This window comes from Marinomonas aquiplantarum (assembly GCF_003314975.1).
GTDB lineage: Bacteria > Pseudomonadota > Gammaproteobacteria > Pseudomonadales > Marinomonadaceae > Marinomonas > Marinomonas aquiplantarum.
The window spans coordinates 133,107-155,713 of sequence record NZ_QNRF01000003.1; the positions used below are offsets into that span (position 1 = coordinate 133,107).

Below are 22,607 nucleotides of genomic sequence, written 5' to 3' on the forward strand. Positions count from 1 at the left end.
AATCGTGGCAAATGTAACGAAGTCTATCACTTCACTGGGACGTTTAATTTATCAGACACATCCCATAATATCTTGTTCTTTCCGGTATTTTTTGCCTGAACAAGCTTATTATCAGCACGATCAAAAAATTCGCAGAGTAAATCCGAATTTTGCGGATAGCAAGTGGCTCCCCCGACACTGACAGTCACTTGGCCCGTTTCACCACCGTGATGATAACAGAGATTTAAACGCTCAATTTCCAACATACATTGGTGCGCCACCTTGGTTGCCTCCTGCTGAGAAAAGCGCGGCAGTAACACGACAAATTCTTCGCCGCCATAACGTGCAACTAAGCCTTCACCTAGACCAACCTGCATCGCCAGAACAGACGCCACCTGTTTAAGCACCTTATCCCCAGTAGCATGACCATAACAATCGTTGTAGTGTTTGAAATTATCAATATCAACCACCAATAAAGACAAGCACTCTTGATGCTCTATCGCCGACTGCCATTCAGATGAAATGACGTCTTCGTATCTACGACGATTGGCCAACGACGTTAACGGATCAATGTTAGCTAACTCTTCTAACATTTTTCTCTGCTTGGTCAGCTGTAAATGCAAACGTACCCGAGCTTGGACAATATTGGTATAAAGAGGCTTTTGTATATAGTCACAAGCCCCCATCAATAGGGCTTTTTCTTCATGACTCGAATCATTTAGTGCGGTAATGAAAATCACCGGAATGGTACTGGTTCGAACATCATGACGAAGTTTTGCCATGGTGTCATAACCATCCATGCCTGGCATCAGCACATCAAGCAAAATAAGATCTGGCTGCAACTCTATGGCCTTACGAATGCCTTGTTCACCATTAATTGCAAGAATAACCTCTACATCATCTCTTAAAATATCGCTGATAACTTTCAAACTAATTTTTTCGTCATCAATGACTAAAACGCGTTGTTGACTTGTCATTGCCATTATTTATCACCTTGCAAATCAAACATGAGTTCGGCCACTTGCGAAGCAGCATACTCAAATTCAATGCTTGAAACAGAGTAAAGTATATTTTCGATTGGTAAAGCGTATTTGGTACCCACCAGCATTTGCTGGACATCTTGCAAATGATCTTCGACAACGAAATCAGACTGTATTAATAAGCCATGAATGTGTTCAAGCTTCTCAATCACTATCCGTTGTTGATCAAGGTTAACCTTGAATTCACCCTCTTTTAAAAGTGGCGATAATTTCTCAGTTAATGCGGTTATTAACGCATTAATACTGGACTCAATTTTTTCCAGCTGTTGAGACGAAATTGTCTTCGTTACTGCGCTTTGTTCTAACTCAGCACAATCACCAGAAAGCCTAATCGCTCCGATATAGGACAAACTGGACTTAAGCGAGTGAATATTAAGTAAGGTGTCAGATTGAGACACACTACTAAATGAAAAGTGCTTATACCTTTCATAAAAGGATACAAGTAGATCCAAATAAAGTTCGGATCTACCGTCAAGTTTTTCAATAGCGTGCCAAACATCTAATGTATCGATAGCGGAAATAATAGACAACACTTCTTGGTCTTGATTTTTTCCCAAGGATGATTTTTTTTCTATGTATTCTAATGAGTTAGATTGCGTAATCTTTTGAAACTGGATTTGTAAAATTTTGTACAATTCATTCTTATTAATCGGCTTATCCAGATGCCCATTCATACCAGACTGAGTAGATTTGCATTTTGCATCATCGGAAACATGCGCTGTCATAGCAAAAATAGGAATACTTTTAGCCACATCCATCTGCCTCAATTTCTGAGTGGCCGTTAAACCATCCATCACGGGCATTTGAATATCCATTAAGATCAAATCAAAGTGCTCTTTTAATACGTTATCGATCGCTTCTTGCCCATTATTTGCAATCGCCACATGCGCTTTGGTTTCCTTTAAATAACCCAGCATGACCTTTTGATTAATTAGGTTATCTTCCACCAAAAGTATTTTATAAGCCTGACAATCTGGGATCATCACACTCGTTTTTGTTGGCGAATTCGGGGGCTCTAACGTTTCCTGATGGATTTTCACCGGTATATTGAAACGAAATGTCGACCCTTTGCCGAGATCACTTTCAACCGAGATGGAACCATTCATTAAATGGCATATTTGCTGGCAGATAGCCAATCCCAATCCAGTGCCGCCAAACATTCTCGTGATGCTGTCATCGGCTTGCTGAAAGGCCTGAAACAAACGGCTTTGATCCGTAATCGAAATACCAATACCAGTATCAATGACCTCACCGATTAACTCTATTTCTTGAGCTGAAATCGGCGACGAAGACAGGCGAACCATAACACCACCACGCTCAGTAAACTTGACGGCATTAGTGATCAAGTTCACCAGTAATTGCTGAATTTTGAACGGATCACCCAACAGGCTTGCTGGAAGGTAGGGGGATACATCATAGTTCAGGCTGATTTGCTTCGTTTGCGCCTGAACCATATTAATATTGATAGCATGTTCTAGGAGGCTATGAATTTGAAATGGACTTTCTTCAAGGGGCATTTTTCCCGCTTCAGCTTTGGAAAAATCTAATACATCATTAACGATCTCCAATAGGGAATCACCGGCAGACAGTATTTTAGAGAGATAGTCAGTTTGTTCTGTATTTAAAGGCGTTTTTAGACATAAATAACTGAGCCCAATCACGGCATTGATCGGCGTTCGAATCTCATGGCTCATTCTCGCCACAAAAGAAGATTTAGCTTCTAAAGCCTCTTCAGCAACCAACTTAGCACGCTCAAGTTCCGCTGTGCGCTCTTGTACTTTTCGGTCCAGATCATGATTCACCGACTCTAAAGCAAGGCTATATTCAGTCAGTTTTTCATTGGCTTGCAGTGCAACTTTTTCAGCGTCTTTTATTTTAGTAATGTCACGGCTCACGCCACACACAAAAATAGGCTCATTAGAAGCATCATAAATGGGTACAAAAAGGGTATCAAAATAAACTTTAGTACCATCCCCTCGCACACCAATTTGTTCGACAGTAATAGGTTTCCCTGCTGCAAGTACTTCATGGTATGTGGCATACACTTGCTCCGCCATTTCATCACCAAATTGCTCACGCATATTTAATCGATGAATCGTCGAATCTTGTGCCAGCCCCATGACTTTTTTAGACGCTGGATTATTTTCATAAAGAGTAAATTCACCGTCCGCTTCAACTGACATAATGAACATTAAGTCTGCGGAGTAATGCCAAAGCTGGCGAAAGCAATCTAGGATGGTTTGATCATGTTCATGTTCATCGTAGGTATGGCTCAACTTCATGTGTTATCCCTCACAGTCCATCACGTCAATCAATTGATTACTTCGCTAATTGCCCGTTTATCGAGTTCGCTTAACAATAGATATTATGGCTATCTGTCTCATTGACGAATCCTCGCGATAAAAACAAACGAACTGACGTCAAACTCATACGACCAGCGAACAAAATAGCTTGTAAAGACATCAGCATATCTTCACTTAGCATTAGACTTTGTAATGTATTGTTATTGATATCGGTGACGAAATCGATCTCGAGAGTGAGTAATAAGGGCTGCAGCCTAGCCTTGTAAACCAAGAAGACGCGCCATTTTGTTGAAATGGTCTACGATAGAGCCGTACAGAAAATCCTGTTTTTTGATCCTTAGACATCTCACATTCATCCGTTTATCCATTTGCTTAAACTGAGTGTATACTCAGTTTATTGATTCAACCAAAGTGAATTTGGAAGCCATGCTCTAGATCAAAAAATCTTCTAGCAGCTTTAAAAAACATAAAGAATGAAACTATGTGGTCAGTAAAACAAAACTTAATGGTAACAGCTCTTGCGATTATGTGGTCAACGCACACCTTTGCTCATCCCCTGATTGAATTTGGCAAACGCTGCTTAATCGAGGAGCAACAACTAAATCAAGCGGCTATGCAAGTGAATCAACATCAACAAAACCACCAACAAGCTCAGCAAGTGAGCCAAGGCATTAAGCAGCAACTTCAGCACTATGAAGCACAGCAGGCCAGACTCGCCACCAGCATAAAAGAATGCCAACAAACCAGTAAAAACACACCCTATTGTCACAATGTGCGTGACCAACACCAAAAGTTGCAGCAACGGATCCAAGACACCCAACAAGCCTTAATTGATGAAGAAGAAACCGTCAGTCTTTATTCCTATGAGCTGATGCGCGATGACTATGAGCAAAAGCTCGCTCGCTTCCAAATGCGCTGTCGTAACTCCAATCAACACTATGCTTTTATTCAAAACCCAGAGGCTTATTCGGCCGTCTGTCATAACGAAACGTTAAAGCAAACCCAAACCTGCTCTTTCCTTTAGAACAGCAAGCCTGTCCCGATCACGAAACTGTCATATTTATCCGGCAATCTATACCTAACCAATGATCGGAACAAAGCCTTGCTTGCCATCAATTTAAACCGCTCAATGGGCCGCCAAACGACTATCAAGCGACTCAATAAACAGGTGTCGGTCAGCCTTATCTCACCGACCCCCATGCATTGCATCAGCCCTAGATATTTATCCTTTTCAATTGATATCTCCGTACTAGCGGGCGGATTTTGGTGGGAAGGTAGCAAAGGCACTCAACAAGGCCTAGGCACAGAAAAAACACCACCACTGGATTTACAACAAGAGAAACTCGACAAGCTTGTCCAATCTCTCGGGGCTTCCTATGTTCGCGTAGGCGGATCAGAAGCGGATAAACTCCACTATTTCACTAGCTACAATGCACCTGACCAAGACGCACTGCCATTAACCCAAGCTATTTGGCACCAGCTACATGACTTTTGCCAACGTAATGATCTATGGCTCATGTTTACCTTTAAATACGGCCTATTTGAACGAAGCTTACAAGGTCAATGGCAAGCAAACGAAGTCATCGATTTACTCACCTACAGCCAACAAAACAACCAAAACATCGCCATTTGTGAACTGGGTAATGAGCTCAATGCTTACTGGGCCTTTCACGGCATTACGGCTCAGCCAAGTGCAAAAAAGCTAGCGAAAGATTATGACCAATTCATTCGCTGTGTAAGACAACACAGCCCTGCCAGTTTGATTGCAGGGCCGGGCAGCGCTTTTTGGCCGAGAATAGGCGAAGCCGTTAAACCCTTTAGCAATATCACTGTGCCATTTTTAGAGAATTTAACGGAACCATTGGACATAGTTGACTGGCACTATTACCCGTTTCAGAGCAGTCGTTCACCCGTTAAAACCCGTGCCGCCACTCCTCGCAACCTGTTGTCGCTGAACGCACTGGATAGCTTTGAAAAGTACGCGTTAAAACTGGATGAGTATCGCCGCCAATATCAGCCTCAAGCGCAAGTGTGGACAGGCGAAAGTGGCTCAGCCCAATGCGGCGGCCAAGCCAAACTGTCTGATCGTTTCATTTCCTCTTTTTGGTGGGCCGACCAACTAGGACGAGGAGCAAAGCTTGGTCAGCAAGTGATGATCAGACAAAGCCTAATTGGTGGTGATTATGCGCTGATTAATCGTCAAACCCTCAAACCCAATCCAGATTTCTGGGTCAGCTGGCTATGGGAAAAGCTCATGGGCAATGAGGTCTATCAGGTACAAAGCAGTGATTCGTCTATCTTAGTTTATTGTCATAACGCCAAAAAATCAGGCAAATGCACACTCCTCATCATTAATATGACACCACAATTTCGCATGATTCATTGCCATCATTTCGGACTAAAAAAGAAACGCTTTGAAATCACAGCGGATTCCCTAACCGCTAAAAAAATCCGTATCAATGGCATACGGCCAAAATTCCGTAATGGTAAAGTGAAACTCAGTGATTTCCCTAAACTGTCAAAGCTCAATTTGATCAGCCCTTATAGCATTAATTTTTGGTGTTTTACGGTATAGATCACAAACGCAAATAAAAACAATTATCAATACTGTAAAATTTCATTCTCGCTCGCTATAATGCCGCCTTTGTCTTAATGGAAGAGGTGTATCATGGTCGGCATGACTGGATTGGTTCGTTGTATGCTGTTGTCTGTTGTCTGTTTTGTTGTCTTAACAGGCTGTGAGCAAGATCATGACTCTGAGTCCCATCTCGCCCTCTGGCAAGTTTCTCAAGCTGAGAGTGGCTGGCCGCGGAGCATTCAGACCGAGCAAGGTCCACTGACATTAGCTCAACCTCCGAAGCGAATCGTTTCTACCAGCGTCACCCTTACCGGCACCCTTCTCGCCATTAATGCGCCGGTTATCGCCACCGGCGGTACTATGGCAAACACTGACGTCGCTGGCGAATACGGATTTATGCGTCAATGGGAAAGCGTCGCCAAACAGCGAAACCTCGTCTCTCTGTACCAGACCGAAGCCAACGCCGAAGCCATTGTCGAAGCCAGACCAGACCTTATTATTATCTCGGCAACCGGTGGGGATTCGGCTCGAAAACTGTATGACCAATTAAACGACATCGCCCCTACTCTCATTATTGGTTACGACGATAAAAGCTGGATGCAATTGGCGAATATTTTTGGTCAATTTCTTGGACTAGAAGAGCAAGCTCAAGCGGTTATTGATCAATTTGAACAAGAAGTTCAAAACACCAAGCAAATGATTCAACTACCGCCTCAACCAACCACTGCAATGGTGTATTACCAAGACAATACTGGTGGCAATATCTGGACTCGTGAATCGGCCCAAGGCCAATTGCTCACTGAGTTAGGCTTTCAACTCGCCGAGGTCCCTGATTCGGTTAAAGGCGACAACAGCATGGGCAAACGCGACGACATCATCATTGCCACTGGGGAACGCTTTCCTGATGCCATTACGGGGCAAAGCGTTTTACTCTTTGCGGCGGCCAAAGACAGAGAACAAGATTTCATTAACACTCCTTACTTACAAGCCACCCAAGCCGTCAAAAATCATCAGGTTTATGCCGTCGGCAATGACACTTTTCGATTAGATTATTACAGCGCTACCAACCTGTTGCACCGCTTACAAACGCTTTTTGGACAGTCCAAACATGCAAACTAAACAAAGACTCATTTGGCTAACCTTCGCCCTAACTTGTTTGTGCATTATTATGCTCGCCAGTCTTTGCTTTGGCGCTAAAGCCATACCGCTTGATCAGCTTTGGAACATTGCTTCTGGCGATGAAACAGGACTTGCCAAAACCATCATTTTTGAAGGACGACTGCCTAGAACCTTGAATGGCTTATTGGTTGGCATGGCATTAGGCACTTCTGGCGCACTTATCCAAGCCATTACCCGCAACCCATTGGCCGACCCAGGTATTTTAGGCGTTAATCTGGGAGCCAGTTTGGCCATCGCCATCAGTATTGTTTTTCTCGGTGCGACGCAGCTCAGTGAATTTTTCTTTTATGCCGCCGTCGGGGCTTTGCTAGCTAGTCTGCTGGTTTACTATGTTGGGCGTTTAGGCGGCGGCCGAGTTGATCCGTTAAAACTAACCCTCGCCGGTGTGGCAATTGGCGCCGTATTTGGTGGTTTGAGTTCCGCTCTGACACTTTTCAATCCTAGTGCCTTTGATCAAATTCGCTTTTGGTCGGTTGGCAGTTTAGACATACGTAGTCTCGCAGTCCCCTTCTTTATTGCCCCTGTGGTCATCATAGGCTGTCTTATTGCTCTGGCAATCACGCCTGCGCTGAATGCATTTGGCTTAGGCGATTCACTCGCCACGGCTCTGGGCAGTCAGCCAGCACGGGCGCAGATCCTCGCCCTCATCGCCATTACCTTGTTGTGCGGAGCAGCAACGGCGGCAGCTGGACCGATTGGCTTTGTGAGTCTCATGATTCCTCACATTGCCCGTTGGATGGTGGGGCCGGATCAACGCTGGGTTATGCCATTTTGTATTATTTTAACCCCCTGCTTACTGCTCTTCGCCGACATTGTTGGCCGAGTCTTGATCGTCGGTGAACTCAGGGTGTCCATCGTCACCGCCTTTATTGGAGCGCCTATCCTCATCTATCTTGTCAGACGAAAGGGAGCCTCTTCATTATGATGACACGTCGATACAAACCGTCTCTCGTCCCGGTCGCTTTCATTTTAACTCTGGTGGTGCTTTTGGCGACCCTGTTTATAGGGCAACAAGTCGCTCAAGGAATGACTGGCATCTGGCAATTGCTCACGGGAGAAGCCAGACAATACCAATCTATCGTGGTTTGGCAATGGCGTGCTTCTCGGGCCTTAGGGGCTTTAATTATTGGTGCTGGTTTGGGTGTCAGTGGTGCGGTGTTCCAATCCTTAGTACGTAATCCATTAGGTAGCCCAGACATTACTGGCTTTAATGTCGGTGCCTTTACTGGCGTTTTACTCTCCATTGCTTGGTTTGGTAATGTCTATTGGATGAGCGTTTTAGGTGCCATTTTGGGTGGACTCTGTGCCGCTACTTTGGTCTATCTGTTTGCCTACCGAGAAGGTCATTCCGGCTTTCGTCTGATCATTGTTGGCATTGCCATCAGCGCCACCCTAACCGCTTTTAATCAATGGTTATCTTTATCCGTGTCCCTTGAAACTGCCATGACCGCCGCACTTTGGAGCGCAGGTTCGCTGAATGGTATGACCTGGTCTAGAGTCTTACCCGCCGCCATTTTATTGATCTTGCTAATGTGCATCGCCTTGGCAATGAATAGTCGTATGAAATTACTGGAAATGGGTGACGATACCGCTGCTGCTCTTGGTGTTTCCGTGAACAAGAGCCGCTTAGCATTGATGTTTGTCGGTGTATCGCTAACCGCTGTAGCCACCGCCATCACCGGCCCCATTGCCTTTATCTCTCTGGCAGCACCACAAATTGCTCGCCGCCTAGAAAACAATGCGTCCATTTCACTGACTGCATCCGCAGTGGTTGGCGCTATGTTGTTACTGACCGCTGATTTCTTAGCGCAACACGCTTGGCAAGGCATCACCCTACCTGTTGGTCTCGTTACCATCAGTTTAGGTGGTCTGTATTTGGTTTATTTAATTGTACGAGAAGGAAGACTATGAGCCCGAATTCCTCCACTTTATTAGCCGCTGAGTCCGTCACCCTTAGCTACGATCAAACCACGATTGCAAAAGATTTATCAGTACAGATTCCACAAGGTAAATTCAGTGTGATTGTCGGACCAAATGGCTGTGGTAAATCCACATTATTACGCGCCATGAGCCGCTTATTGGTGCCAGAATCTGGCAAAGTATTGCTAAATGGTCGCAATATCCATGAACAAACCACAAAGGAAGTTGCCAAGCAATTAGGGTTGTTACCGCAAAGTGCGATCGCTCCAGATGGCATTAAGGTGATGGACTTGGTTTCACGAGGTCGTTTTCCCCACCAAAAATGGTTCCAACCTTGGCGTGAAGAAGACCAAAAAGCGGTTGATGCCGCCATGGCAGCGACACACATTACCGACTTTGCTCAGCATCATGTTGACCAACTTTCTGGAGGACAAAGGCAACGTGTTTGGGTAGCCATGGCCTTAGCACAACAAACACCTTTGCTTTTATTAGACGAACCAACGACTTACTTAGACATTGCTCACCAGATTGAATTGCTGGATTTATTTCAGGATCTTAATCAAAAAAATGGCCATACCATGGTGGCGGTATTACATGATCTGAACCACGCCTGTCGCTACGCGGACAACCTTATTGCAATGAAGGGCGGCCAAATTGTCGCCACAGGCAAGCCAAGTGAAATAGTGACTGAAAGCCTGATTGAGTCGGTATTTGGTCTACCTTGCCTGATTATTGAGGACCCTATTTCTGGCACACCTTTAGTCATACCTAAAGGCAGATTGGCTTAACATTGAAGTAACAATGGTGAGGTCACACAACCTCACCATTTCTATGTTTACCTTGATTCAATATTAACTAGGCTGTCACGCCCTTTGTCGAGTCCGCGCTTGGACCCTCTTCTGCAGGAAATAAGTTCGTATCAATCAATCTGGTGTCTCGTAACGAGCGCACTCCTGCACTTAGCAATAGAGTAACCGCCGCGCAGCCTAAACCTAATGTCACCAACCCCATCACTGGCGATAGCACTTTCACAATCATCCCAATGCCAAGCGCACCAGCCGAATCGCCAACCACATCTTGTGCCGTCCAGAAACTGCCAATGCGACCTAACATATGATCTGGCGTATGACCTTGAACAATCGTATATTGCAGTAACCCCCCAATAGAACCAAGATAGCCAAATACAGCTAATGCTAACAACATCAAGACTAGATGCCCCATATAGCCTAATGCGGCAACACACAAAAATGAGAAAAACGCGCTAACCAACATCACAATCCCAGGTCGTTTTGCATGCCGAACCCAACCACTAGTAAGCGCGCCCAGTGTCGATCCAACCGGTACCGCGGCATACATAAGACCCACTTCAAACGCACCACCGCCAAATGCCGTTGCCGCCAGAGCAGGAAATAAGATCCGAATGGATTTGGTGACGGCTTCCAATGTTCCTAATGCCACCACAGCGCGAATAATTTTATGGGTGAACACAAATTGAAATCCATCCAACAAGGAGCGAATCGGATGCTCTTGAGGGCCGCCTTTTTGTGGCTTCATGTTTGGCAAAGTAATTAAGGTAATCAAGGTACAGAAGGTCCCAATGGCCGCTAAGGTGTAGTTCCATGTCACCCCAAACGACACAATCACAATACCGGCCAGCGCAGGTGAAATCACAGAACCGATACGCACAATTAACATACTCAGGGCGCCTGCGGTGGGCAGATTTTCTCGTCCGACCAAATGCGGTATCGACGCCATTAAGGCTGTCATACCAATGGCACTGAAAAAGCCATCCCAAAGGGAAATGGCGTAAACCGCCCAAAGACTTGGTTCAGACAAATAAGCATTCGCCGCGAGCAAAACAAAGCCAACCCCACAAATAGAACGTGAAAACAAGATTAACCACTTACGATCCATTCTGTCGGCTAACACCCCGCCCAACATCAGACCGATAAACATACCAATGCCATCTAACGCCACAGCAAAACCGACTTGCAAGCTGGAGCCTGTTAATTCGTATATTTGCACTGGCACCGCAACGTTTAACATGCCAATGCCCAATACAGACATCAAACGAGCAATGAAAATGGCGCGAAAATTGGCGTTGGTTTTCAGTAGACTGAAGTCCAATAACCATTTGGACATAACAACCTCTCCTTAGGCATTCGACTTCTCTTGTAGTAAATGCCGCAAACCTTCAACCAAACCGGATCGCCATGAAAGCCAATCATGCCCACCACAAAAAACATGGTAGAACACATTGGCATTACTATTGCGAAGAGCATGAAACATTTGACCATTATATAAACACATATCAGCTTCACCTGAACCAACCGATTGATAAACGGAAAGGTGTTCTGCGTTCAATATTTTGCTTTCCAAGGCTTCTGTCAAACCGCCTTCGGGAGGACTAGTTAAAATAGTTTTATCAAGGTGTGAGGCATGCATCCGGTTCACTTCTGGCCACCAAAACGAACCGGATAAACTGATAACTTTTTTATATCGCTCAGGAAAAGTGAGGCCGGCATACAAAGAAGACAAACCACCCAAGCTTTGTCCTGCAACAACATACTCAGATATAGAGCAGGCTGAGTGACCTAAATGATTTATTAAATCTGGCAATAATTCATTGTGCACAGCCTCCCAAAAAGGTCGATAACAGCTTAGTTCTTGCCAACGAGTTGCCGAATCAATTGATGGCACCAAAAGATAATGGGCTGGTCGCAATTGTTCTTGGCTGGTCAGAAAATCTAATACAGACAAACAACCACTTTCCGCTCCCCACCTCTGACCATCAAGTAAAATAACCAGAGGGGCTTCACCCTTTGCGGTTGAATACAACTGGCAATTACGCTCATTACCTAACCGTTTAGACTTCCAGCAAAAAGTCTTTATCAACTCATTTATAACCCTAGGTAAATTCCCTTTATCCCAATCCTCCCAGCCAGCTTCTTTAGAAGCATTGGGCATATGTAATGCTGACGACTCGCCCCAGCCAGAATTCAATACAGGTAGAGGATTTAATGGGTCCGCAGTTTGCTGAGAGGCGATGGAGATCCACCAATTTCTCTGCGCCTGGACAGAACCATCTCCTTGTTTTTTAACAATGTCAGGCAATTGATCTGCTGTTAATGGAATAAAAGAATAACTGCCTCGCCAGTGTGAATCGATATGTAACTCTGCAAACCAAACATCGGTTCCTCTAACCCTCTGCAAGCATTTAGGAGACCATGTATGATGATTTGTGACTGAGTTAACGTCCAATATGACACAAGCAACATCAGATGAATTTTCATTTCCTTGAGGGTCACGCCATAAAAACTGAACTCTGTCTTGAGTGATTAGAAAAGGACTTCCTAATGCCTTAAACCGCTCCCACCAAAGATGACTTCCCACACTCTCAACGTTCTCCCAAAAAACCAACTTAGCATTTAAACCCATCACACTAATCAAATCCGTATCCTTAGCTCACACTCTGCCCAATACAAGTAAATAACACCCTAATTAACAATGTAAACCAGATGTAAATTTAACAATAACACATATGATAATGATTATCATATGTGTTATTGTTGCCGGACAATTTACTATTAAATGGAAGTACGACGTAATGAAAAAGGCAACCCTAATCTCTCAATTCATTTTATCAAGCATATTGTGTTTACTCATAACCGCCTGCCAAGACACTTCCGAGCATACTTCCTCTGACCTTAAAATAGATCAAGTACGAAAAGACAATTCCGGTTGGCCAAGAACCCTCATGACAAGTTATGGTGAAGTTACACTTAGCCAACCTCCAAAGCGAATCGTCTCAACAAGTATTACAATAACTGGCACTTTGTTAGCTATAGATGCGCCAATTATTGGCTCTGGCGCAACCATTCCAAATACAAATATTTCAGATGATCGTGGTTTTTTCACACAATGGAGCGAGCTCGCGACCAAAAAGAACCTTAAAGCTCTATATCAGACAGAGCACAATGCAGAGGCCGTTGTTAGAGCCAATCCAGATCTGATTATTATCTCTCAAACAGGTGGCGACTCTGCCCTTAAACTATACGATCAATTAAAAGACATTGCGCCTACGGTGGTGATAAATTACAGCAACAAAAGCTGGATGCAGCTTGCTAATGTATTTGGTGAATTTCTCGGTTTAGAAAATAATGCGGACACTCTAATTCATTCGTTTAACCAGCAAATAACCGAATTCAAAAATACCACCACACTCCCCCCACAACCGACAACAGCCTTGGTGTATTATCAAGACGGTACTGGCGGTAATATCTGGACACCTGAATCCGCTCAAGGCCAGCTACTCACCCAACTTGGTTTTACGTTAGCCCCTATTCCAGACACCGTTCGCGGTGATTTGAGTATGGGTAAGCGAAATGACATTGTCATCGCCAGTGGAGAACGTTTTCCAGACGCATTAACAGGAAATACGCTTCTGTTATTTGCAACAGAATCGCCACAAGAAGAAGCCGTTAGAAATAATTCATACCTGTCTGACGTACCAGCCGTTGTCAACAATTCCATCTACAGTGTTGGTAATGACACATTTCGACTCGATTATTTTAGCTCTCGCAACATGATCAAAAGGCTTGAAAACCTATTTAAGAAATCATCCTCCCACAAACTAAGCAGTAACCAATGAATTAATCAAAGCCAAATACATGGTTCAACGGATTTAAGATGAGTGCAAACAACAAAGTCTTAAAACAACCAAACTAGTAACGAAAAATTTATTTGGGAAATAACATGACAAGAGTAGCTCCAATTCATCCCGAATTATGTCGGACGAATGTCGGCTCCAGTGCTTGGTGGCAACAGATTAAAACCATAGGTACTCCTCTAACAATGGCTCTTGATGCGGATACCACTCTCGTTAGCTTTGTATGGCGAGATGAAAAAGAAGCGAGTGCAGATATAGAAACAGTTTACATTGACCTGTACTCCAAAACCCCTCACCCAACAAAAGAACTCACTCAGTTAACCCACATTGATAACACTGACGTTTGGTTCTGGGAGACGGAATTACCTAATGATTGGCTAGGCAGTTACTTTCTGATGCCTGCAACAGCTAAACAAACTCCCCCCATTCAAAAAAGTCGAGCGGGCATTCGAAACTGGTGGATCCAGTTGATGAAAAGTAATGCCCAACACGACCCTCTTAACCCATTAGCTTCATACAACAATGGTAGTGGTATCAGACTATCCAGAGTTTGCCTTGATGAAAAAAACCTTTATGTTTTCAAGGACCACAAAGAGCACTCAAAAGGGCAATTACAAACAACAACATGGCTCAGCGAAAAGCTGAATAACAGACGTTCTATTTGGCTATATCAGACAGGGAAAAACACCACCAAAATACAACCTATTGTCTTGTTATTGGATGGGCAGCATTGGGCAAATAATCTTCCTATTTACCATCAACTAGATGAACTAACGTTAGCAGGACATTTGCCTGAAGCCCTATACGTTTTTATTGACTCCATTGATGCTTTACATCGCAATACTGAACTCGCCTGCAATCCTGATTTTTGGAATGCCATACAACAAGAGTTAATCCCTTGGATTCTAGAACAATATGCTCTGACGCCCCCTTATCAATACATTGTGGCTGGGCAAAGCTTAGGTGGCCTTAGTGCCATTTATAGCGCCTTAAACTGGCCTGAATATTTTGCGACAGCCATCAGTTTATCCGGCTCTTTTTGGTGGCCTGATGTGGAGTCAGTTCCAGGTGAAAGCAAATTCATTCAAAAAATTAAGCATGCCCCTTCTACTTCAACACCATTAAACCTTGTAATGGAAGCAGGCTGCTATGAAAAAGACATGCTGGAAGTGAGTCAAATCATGGCCAGAACACTACAAGCCAACGGACATCAAGTTCAATTCAATGAATTTAGAGGTGGCCATGATTGGCTGTGTTGGCAACAAAGTCTCATCCGAAGCTTGATCAAAGCGCTTAACTATTAACCTATTACCTGTCACCAAATTTAAGGACCATATTGCATGGACAATTCACAATATTTAAATCCATTTGATGATGAATCGCATAATTTTTTAGTGCTTAAAAATCATCAAGACCAATACAGTTTATGGCCTGAGTTTGCGGTCCATCCTCATGGTTGGACACACGTTCACGGCCCTGCTTCCAGAAGCGAATGCCTATCTTACGTTGAACGCCATTGGAAAAACATAAACCCTTTCGCTAAGACTGAAGCTGAACTCAAATAAGGAGTTTTTTTATGGAACGAAAGACACTTCCTCTTACCACTACTCAAGAAGGTATATGGTTAGCTGATCAAGTCTCAGACGATAAGCATATTTATACGATATCTCATTGTGTTGAACTGAAAGGTGATATCCAAAGCAATCTATTAGAACAAGCCATTCGGTTAGCATTAGGCGAAGCCGATACTGTACTCGCTTACTACGATAATGGGCAGCAGCATCTCATCGACTTAACAGACAGTTTTCAGGTCGAGAGCATTGACTTTACAAGCATGAAGAATGGTAGGGAAAACGCTTTTGCTATTATGCAAGAAGATACAAATTTAGACCTACTTCTTACAAATAACCGCCAAACGCCACTGCAAAAACAAATAATATTTTCCATCGAAGAAGAGGGACATATCGTTTGGCTATGGTATCAACGCTACCATCATATTATGTTAGATGGATTCAGCTTTACTGCGCTGACTAAACGTGTTGCTGAAATCTATACCAGTCTAGACAACAATCACCCCATTACAGGCTCACCGTTCACTTCAGTCGCTCAGGTAATTGAAGAAGAAAACGCTTACAAAGCATCGCAGAAATACGTATCTGATCAAGTATTCTGGCAAGAATACTGCGCAAACTTACCTCCGACCATTAGCCTGTCAAACTCAACAACGACAAAAGATCAAAGTTCACCCAGTTTAATTAAACACTCCGTCACCATCTCAACTCATCATTTGGCGACACTAGATACCTTATCAAAGACCATAAAAAGTAACCGTGCTGAATTATTGATGAGCCTTGTTGCCGCTTATCTGTACCGTATGAATGGACAATCAAACCAGGTGATTGGAATACCATTCATGAGACGCTTAGGATCTGCTTCTGTGACATCTACAGCCCCAATGGTCAATGTATTGCCGATGAGTATCGAGCTCGATGGTAATATGACTTGGGGAAGTGTCGCAAAACATTTCAAACAATCTTTAAAACTCATTCGGCGACACCAAAACTACAGCGCAGAACAAATCCAGAGAGACCTGAAAAAGGTCAATTCTTCTGCACTTTACAACACCCTGATAAATTATAAGCAATTTGACTATGATCTGAATTTTTCAGGTACTGCAGGCACAACACATCATTTAGCAACAGGTCCAGTTGATGACTTAGAATTCAGCATTATTGTCGAAAAAGACAGAACCTACTTCGAACTAAGAGCTAATTCTCAAAAGTATAATAACGAAACATTAAAAGCACATGGTTGCAGACTATCTACCATGCTTAGCAATTGGCTACTTGATGAGCGCCTTCCATTAAGTCAACTCGCTATTCTTCCGGAAGTTGAGTACGAAACTATCATGGCTTGGGGAACAGGGCGATCATTTGAGCCAAATAACTTAAACAATATATTGGATGTATTCTGGCAGCAGGTAGAGCGTAAACCTGACGCGACTGCTCTAGTATGCCGAGCGCCAAGTGAGGGGCGAGAAACACGCTATTCTTTCCATGAACTCAGCAATGAAATTAATCAATTAAGCCGCTTTTTAATAAAAAAACTCGAATTGAATGGCGCGACAGGAAACTCAGTTATTGCCTGTGCCATGCCTCGAAGCGCTCAATCCATCATTGCTATGATGTCAATCCTTAACACTGGCGCAACATTTTTACCATTAGACATGGATTATCCTCAAGAACGCATGGAAATGATGTGTGAGGATACTTCTCCCATTCTACTATTAAGCCATTCAAGTGTTTCAGTGGAACTCGATATTCCTACTTTAAATCTTGATGACGATGCCATCATTGCTTCCTTAGCAACATACTCAAACACGAAACTAACCGAGTTTGAGAGATCGACTCCAAGCGGTAGCGATATTGCTTATGTTATTTTTACTTCTGGAAGCACTGGCCGTCCTAAAGGGGTAATGAACACCCATAACGCGATGTTGAACCTATTACTATCTCATCAAGATTCTATTTACCGACCTACTCAAAAAGTCGTTCAAGAGCGCTATCCCAATCGCGCTCTTCGAGCGGCACACACACATTCCTTTTCATTTGATTCTTCTTGGTTGCAAGTTTTTTGGCTTATTCAAGGAGAAGAACTTTATGTATTTGATGAAGACACTCGACGCGATGCTTTCGCCATTGTCGAGGAAGTTCATAATATTAAAATCGATGCTATGGACCTTCCCCCTTCTCTGCTTGCACAACTGCTGAACAATGGATTAATGGATGAAGCTAATCATTCAGACCATCAGCCAAGCCTTATTCTCATTGGCGGAGAAGCTTGCCCTTCTGCCTTATGGCAGCAACTAAGAAGTTTTCCCAAACTGATCTCTCATAACCTATATGGCCCGACTGAATACACAGTGGATACGCTTCGTGCAAATCTGGCAATGCACTTGAATCCAGTCGTCGGAAGACCCATCGCTAATACACAGACTTATATTCTGGATACTCAACTACAACCCGTCCCTATAGGTATGTTAGGAGAGCTTTATATTTCAGGAGAAGGGTTAGCCCAAGGCTATTTAGCACGGGCTGGGCTGAGCGCCAGTCGCTTTATTGCCGACCCTTTTAGTCACGAAGTAGGATGTCGAATGTATCGTACTGGCGATATCGTACGCTGGAATTCAGAAGGCTTTATTGAATTTGTTGGCCGTGGTGATGACCAGGTAAAAATTAGAGGCTACCGGGTTGAAATAGGAGAAGTTGAAAATGCTCTATCACAACTCGAGGCAGTGGAAAGTGCCATCGTTATTGCTGAAGAAATCAACAACAGCCACAGACTGATAGGCTATTGTGCAGTACCAAGCTTGCCGGAACAAAAATTCAAACAATATGGACACTCTTTAGTAGCACTATTAAAACAACATTTGCCAGACTACATGGTTCCAGCAGCCATTTGTGTGATGGCCTCCTTACCGCGAAATGTTAGCGGTAAAATCGATAAAAAAGCGTTACCTAACATCACGATTGAAAGCGCATCTTCCACTTTCGTAGCACCAATAAATGAAGCCGAAGAACGCTTATGCCTTTGCTTTTCAATCGTTCTAAAAATAGAAAAGATTAGTACAACTGATGATTTCTTTGCCTTAGGTGGGGATAGTATCAGTGCGATTATGCTGTGCACTGAATTGCGAAAAAAAGGTTATGCCTTACGCCCTAGTCAAGTATTTAAACTTCGTTCACCCCAAGCGCTGGCAAAGGAAATAAGCTCTATTTCTAAAGACATGTCTTTGGAAAACATCCATCAGTGGGAACTTAAGCAAAATCAATGGGATATTCTGTCTACTCAGTATCATCCAATGGCTGATGTAGCGCCTTTGCTGCCACTTCAAAAAGGCATGCTTTTTGAAACCATAATGGATTCCGCAACGGGCAACTACAACGCGTATACTCGACTTAACTTTACTGGAGAAATGAATCTCTCCCAGCTACAAAATGCACTGAATACACTACTAGTCCACTACCCTCAGTTAGCAGGAGCCTTTGACAGCGAGAGTTTAGAAGAGCCTGTTCTAGTGATTCCTAATACCAAGAACGAAATATGGCAGTGGCCATTAAGTACCCATAGCATCAGAATGTATGATGATAGTCAAAAGCTCGCAGCTCTAGAAGAGCTTGAACAAACACTGCTAGAAACACCTCATCCAGTTGATACTTTTACTGGTATGATTCACGCCGCTTATGTCGACATAGGCCAAGACAAAACATCTGGATTACAACAATCCGCCCTTATTTTGATCGTTCACCATCTTGTCATTGATGGCTGGTCTACCCCTCTTCTGATTCGCGATTTACTCAATGCTTATCAACAACGTCCACTCAAGCCTATTGCGAGCAGCTACACAAACGTCATTAAGCAGCTTTACAGTCGTGATCAGCAAGCCAGCATTAACAAGTGGCAAGAAGTCATGCATCAAGTACAAGCCTGCCAACTATTTGAACAACATCATGAACAAGTAAGTGAGTACAGTTTCAAGCTAGCACAAGATTTAAGCCGTCAATTCACGTCTCAACTAAAAGAACAAGGCATAACCCTGAACGTCTTTATGCAAGTACTATGGGCTCAGATGTTAAACCTTCTGTCAGGCAAGGAGGACATTGTTTTTGGCTCTCCTGTTTCAGGGCGAAGCAGTCATATTAATGGTATTGAAGATCAGGTTGGTTTATTCCTAAACACCTTACCTATACGCGTTACACTAGACCCAAAACAGTCTCTCTGGGATCAATTACCCGCATTACAAGAACGCCATATTTCTTTACTTGAACATGATGCTATTGGCTTAACGGATATACAAAAATTAGCTGGCACCCCAAACTTATTCGATACCTTACTGGTTGTTGAAAATTACCCTGACAATGACTATTTAGACATTACATTAAAGGGAGAAGATGGCAAATCTTTAACCATAAGCGACATACAAAACCGTGGTTACAGTCATTATCCACTCGCCTTGCTCATCATCCCGGGTGAAGAAATTACCTTTTTAATTGAAAACCGTGGAGCGATGACAATAGGAGAAGTAAAAGCACTGTCTCAAAGAATAGAACAAACAATCAAAACCAGTCTAAACTCTCCCGAACGCCTACTTTGTCAGTACCAAAGTGCAAGCCTTCAAGAGATAGATTTTATTAATGCTATTAACAACACCGAGCAATCAGTTGAAGATTTAACACTACAGTCAGCTCTGAGCAAACAAGCTCAGCTAACCCCTAATGCCTTGTGTGTTTCTGATATGCAGTATCAATTAAACTATCAAGAAGCACGTCAGCAAGTTCAAACTCTCGCGCATTCTCTCCGCATTCAGGGCGTAAGCTCAGGAGACATTGTTGCCGTCGCTATTCCAAGAAGCTGCCATTTAAGTCTGGCTATTTGGGCTATTATTGAAGTTGGTGCTGCGTATCTTCCCCTTGACCTCAGTTACCCTGACGACCGTCTTGACTATATGTTAGAGGATGCAAAACCTGTTCTACTAATCACCCAAAGCACTCAACAAAGCCGCTTTAGTGAAATACATAAAGGTGTAAAACAGCTACCATTTGATCATTTTTATGACCATACATTTATCGAGAATGCAGCACAGACAATTCATAATCCTAATATCACGGGTAACCATCCAGCGTATTTAATTTACACCTCTGGAACAACAGGACGCCCTAAAGGTGTATTGGTTTCTCACAAGGCCATCATCAATCGCATCTTATGGATGCAACATGAGTATCAACTTACTCCCGAGGATGTTGTACTGCAAAAAACACCAAGCAGTTTCGATGTTTCAGTTTGGGAGTTCTTTTGGGCACCTATGGTCGGCGCTTCTTTAGTGATGGCTGATCCCGATGCTCATCGGGACCCAGAATTACTGATGCAAACCATCGATCAATTTAACGTAACGACCCTGCATTTTGTTCCCTCTATGCTGGCCATTTTTACGGCGACGTTGCAAAGTAAAGTAAATCATCATTCAACTTGCACTTCGTTGAAACAAGTCTTTTGCAGTGGCGAAGCATTATTAAAAGCTCAGGCTCAAGCCTTTAAAAATTGTTCAAATGCACAACTTCATAACCTTTATGGACCAACAGAAGCTGCGGTCGATGTCACCTATAAGCCCGCTTTTGATGATCTATCATCTAAAGGCCAAGGCATTGCAATAGGGAAACCTGTTTGGAATACAGAACTGCGTATATTGGATCAGTATCTGCGTCCAGTACCTGTTGGTGTTACAGGAGAGCTATACCTTTGCGGAACTCAACTAGCAATGGGGTATCTAGATCGCCCTGAACTTAACTGCGTTCGCTTTATAGCCGATCCTTATGGAATGCCGGGCGACAGAATGTATCGCACAGGCGACCTTGTTCGCTGGCTAGAGAATGGCGACGTTGAATACTTAGGCAGAGCTGACAATCAAATAAAAATTCGTGGTCAACGTATTGAATTAGGAGAAATCGAAGCCGCTCTGCTAGAACAAAACGGCGTAGAACAAGCGGTTGTTGTCGCTCAGACTCTGAATATACAGGTCGAACAGACAACAGGACAAGATAACCGTCAGCTCGTAGCGTATCTCACATTAGAACCGTCTAAACTTGAGGTATATGACGAACCCACGATCAAATTTGAGCTGAGTAAAGTGCTGCCCAACCACATGCTACCAATAGCCTATGTGGTATTAGAAAGTTTGCCCCTCAGCGCGAACGGAAAGTTAGATCGAAATGCGTTACCAAAACCGAATTTAGCAAAAAACGATCAGCCTAATAACACATCTAGATCACCTGCAATTGGGCTAGAGAGTCAGCTCGCTCGTCTCTTTAGTAACATCCTAGGAATCGAACAGATTAAAGCAGATGATGACTTCTTTGCTTTAGGTGGTCACTCATTACTTGCTATGAGACTGGCAGCCGATATTCGTAAAGAAGTAAAACAGCCAATTACCGTTGGTCAAATAATGGTGACCTCAACCATTGCCAAACTTGCTCAGTTACTTCAGAACCAAACAGAGCAAGATAGCCGAGAGAAATTGGCTTCTATGCTGACTAATGACCAATTGAAAGGCAAAGGCACAAATAGTGGTTTTGATGATTTGATTTATTTACGTGAAGGACAAGGGGCACCTTTGTTTTGTTTCTACCCAGGATCAGGCTTTGCGTGGCAATACAGTGTGTTATCTCGATATTTAAAGGGAAAGCACCCTATTATTGGACTTCAATCACCTAGACCGAATGGACTGATCGCCAGCAGCGATTCACTTGAAGAGCTAGTGGTTAAACAGCTTAAGGTCATTCTTCGAGAGCAGGCAAACGGTCCTTACTATCTATTAGGTTACTCACTTGGTGGAACTGTCGCCTATGGCGTTGCGGCAAAGCTCAGAGAAATGGGAAAAACCGTTAGTTTCCTTGGTCTTTTAGACACCTACCCTGCGGAAGTCCATGATTGGAATGATCCTCAAGGAGAAGAAGCGGCGATGGGAGCAGAACGGGAGCAGACACAGTTACTGACCGATGCGATTTCAGACAAAAATAATGATTCAGATGACGTCGCTCTGTTAGTAAAACAAGAGCAAGACAAAATGTTAGAGCAAATCTTTGCCAACTACAAAGATGCGGTTCGTCTACTGAAAAAAGCCTCTACTCCCCTTTACGATGAAAAAATGCATGTCTTTATTGCTCAACAGTCTCTACCAGACTACATCAGCCCAACTGAACAATGGCCGCCATATGCCAATAGAGCTCATTTTCATTCTCTGGATCATTGCAGTCATGAAAATATTCTATCACCAGATAACTTAAAAACATTAGGGCCTCTTTTAGATCGGCTTATTCATGAGGCATCACAAGAATTGATAACCCAAAAACCATCAAACCTTTCGTCAGAGTTGGCCTAACCCT

General features: G+C 43.5%; 14 protein-coding genes. 10 read left to right on the forward strand and 4 right to left on the reverse strand.

The genetic code is table 11. The annotated features are described in order from the left end of the window. Nucleotides 1–26: 26 nt before the first annotated feature. Together DFP76_RS06480 and DFP76_RS06485 are read right to left on the reverse strand one after the other, a co-directional pair. Nucleotides 27–962 carry a GGDEF domain-containing protein gene (locus tag DFP76_RS06480; RefSeq protein WP_113873844.1) on the reverse strand — a complete coding sequence of 312 codons (936 nt, stop codon included), beginning with the start codon at nt 960–962 and terminating at the stop codon, nt 27–29. Continuing rightward, nucleotides 962–3,301, reverse strand: coding sequence for a PAS domain-containing hybrid sensor histidine kinase/response regulator (locus DFP76_RS06485; protein ID WP_113873845.1), 2,340 nt, complete (start codon nt 3,299–3,301; stop codon nt 962–964). Before DFP76_RS06485 ends, DFP76_RS06480 begins: the two co-directional genes overlap by 1 nt. A gap of 502 nt (nt 3,302–3,803) precedes the next feature. Between DFP76_RS06485 and DFP76_RS06490 the strand changes: the two genes are divergently transcribed. The 6 genes from DFP76_RS06490 (at nt 3,804) to DFP76_RS06515 (ending at nt 9,787) form a co-directional block, all read left to right on the forward strand. Continuing rightward, entirely contained in the window at nt 3,804–4,346 is a 543-nt protein-coding gene (locus tag DFP76_RS06490; RefSeq protein WP_113873846.1) for a hypothetical protein, read from the forward strand. A 78-nt stretch (nt 4,347–4,424) separates the two neighbouring features. Then, nucleotides 4,425–5,897 carry a glycosyl hydrolase family 79 N-terminal domain-containing protein gene (locus DFP76_RS06495; RefSeq protein WP_113873847.1) on the forward strand — a complete coding sequence of 491 codons (1,473 nt, stop codon included), beginning with the start codon at nt 4,425–4,427 and terminating at the stop codon, nt 5,895–5,897. Nucleotides 5,898–5,990: 93 nt separating this feature from the next. After that, on the forward strand, nt 5,991–7,019 hold the full coding sequence (fepB, locus tag DFP76_RS06500; RefSeq protein ID WP_113873848.1) for a Fe2+-enterobactin ABC transporter substrate-binding protein: 1,029 nt from the start codon (nt 5,991–5,993) through the stop codon (nt 7,017–7,019). After that, entirely contained in the window at nt 7,009–8,004 is a 996-nt protein-coding gene (gene fepD / locus DFP76_RS06505) for a Fe(3+)-siderophore ABC transporter permease (protein ID WP_113873849.1), read from the forward strand. The genes fepB (DFP76_RS06500) and fepD overlap by 11 nt, the downstream gene beginning before the upstream one ends. Next, the gene (locus DFP76_RS06510; RefSeq protein WP_113873850.1) at nt 8,001–8,990 is read left to right on the forward strand and encodes a FecCD family ABC transporter permease; all 990 of its coding nucleotides are present in this window, start codon (nt 8,001–8,003) and stop codon (nt 8,988–8,990) included. Before fepD ends, DFP76_RS06510 begins: the two co-directional genes overlap by 4 nt. Next, on the forward strand, nt 8,987–9,787 hold the full coding sequence (locus DFP76_RS06515; protein WP_113873851.1) for an ABC transporter ATP-binding protein: 801 nt from the start codon (nt 8,987–8,989) through the stop codon (nt 9,785–9,787). The genes DFP76_RS06510 and DFP76_RS06515 overlap by 4 nt, the downstream gene beginning before the upstream one ends. Before the next feature lie 67 nt (nt 9,788–9,854). On the opposite strand, the gene entS is transcribed toward DFP76_RS06515, so the two are convergent. Together entS and fes (DFP76_RS06525) are read right to left on the reverse strand one after the other, a co-directional pair. Beyond that, entirely contained in the window at nt 9,855–11,141 is a 1,287-nt protein-coding gene (entS, locus tag DFP76_RS06520) for an enterobactin transporter EntS (RefSeq protein WP_113873852.1), read from the reverse strand. Nucleotides 11,142–11,153: 12 nt separating this feature from the next. Continuing rightward, a complete protein-coding gene (fes, locus tag DFP76_RS06525) occupies nt 11,154–12,440 on the reverse strand; it encodes an enterochelin esterase (RefSeq protein WP_245931901.1) in 1,287 nt (428 codons plus the stop codon). 166 nt (nt 12,441–12,606) lie between these two features. Between fes (DFP76_RS06525) and fepB (DFP76_RS06530) the strand changes: the two genes are divergently transcribed. The 4 genes from fepB (DFP76_RS06530) to DFP76_RS06545 all read left to right on the forward strand — a co-directional run bounded on the left by fepB (DFP76_RS06530) (nt 12,607) and on the right by DFP76_RS06545 (nt 22,603). Beyond that, on the forward strand, nt 12,607–13,650 hold the full coding sequence (fepB, locus tag DFP76_RS06530; protein ID WP_113873854.1) for a Fe2+-enterobactin ABC transporter substrate-binding protein: 1,044 nt from the start codon (nt 12,607–12,609) through the stop codon (nt 13,648–13,650). Nucleotides 13,651–13,754: 104 nt separating this feature from the next. Next, nucleotides 13,755–14,972: an enterochelin esterase gene (gene fes, locus DFP76_RS06535; RefSeq protein WP_113873855.1), complete on the forward strand. Its 1,218-nt coding sequence runs from the start codon at nt 13,755–13,757 to the stop codon at nt 14,970–14,972. Between the two features lie 36 nt (nt 14,973–15,008). Then, a complete protein-coding gene (locus tag DFP76_RS06540; RefSeq protein ID WP_113873856.1) occupies nt 15,009–15,233 on the forward strand; it encodes an MbtH family protein in 225 nt (74 codons plus the stop codon). 11 nt (nt 15,234–15,244) lie between these two features. Then, complete coding sequence (locus DFP76_RS06545) at nt 15,245–22,603, forward strand: non-ribosomal peptide synthetase (RefSeq protein WP_113873857.1); 7,359 nt, start codon at nt 15,245–15,247, stop codon at nt 22,601–22,603. The last annotated feature ends 4 nt before the right edge of the window (nt 22,604–22,607 follow it).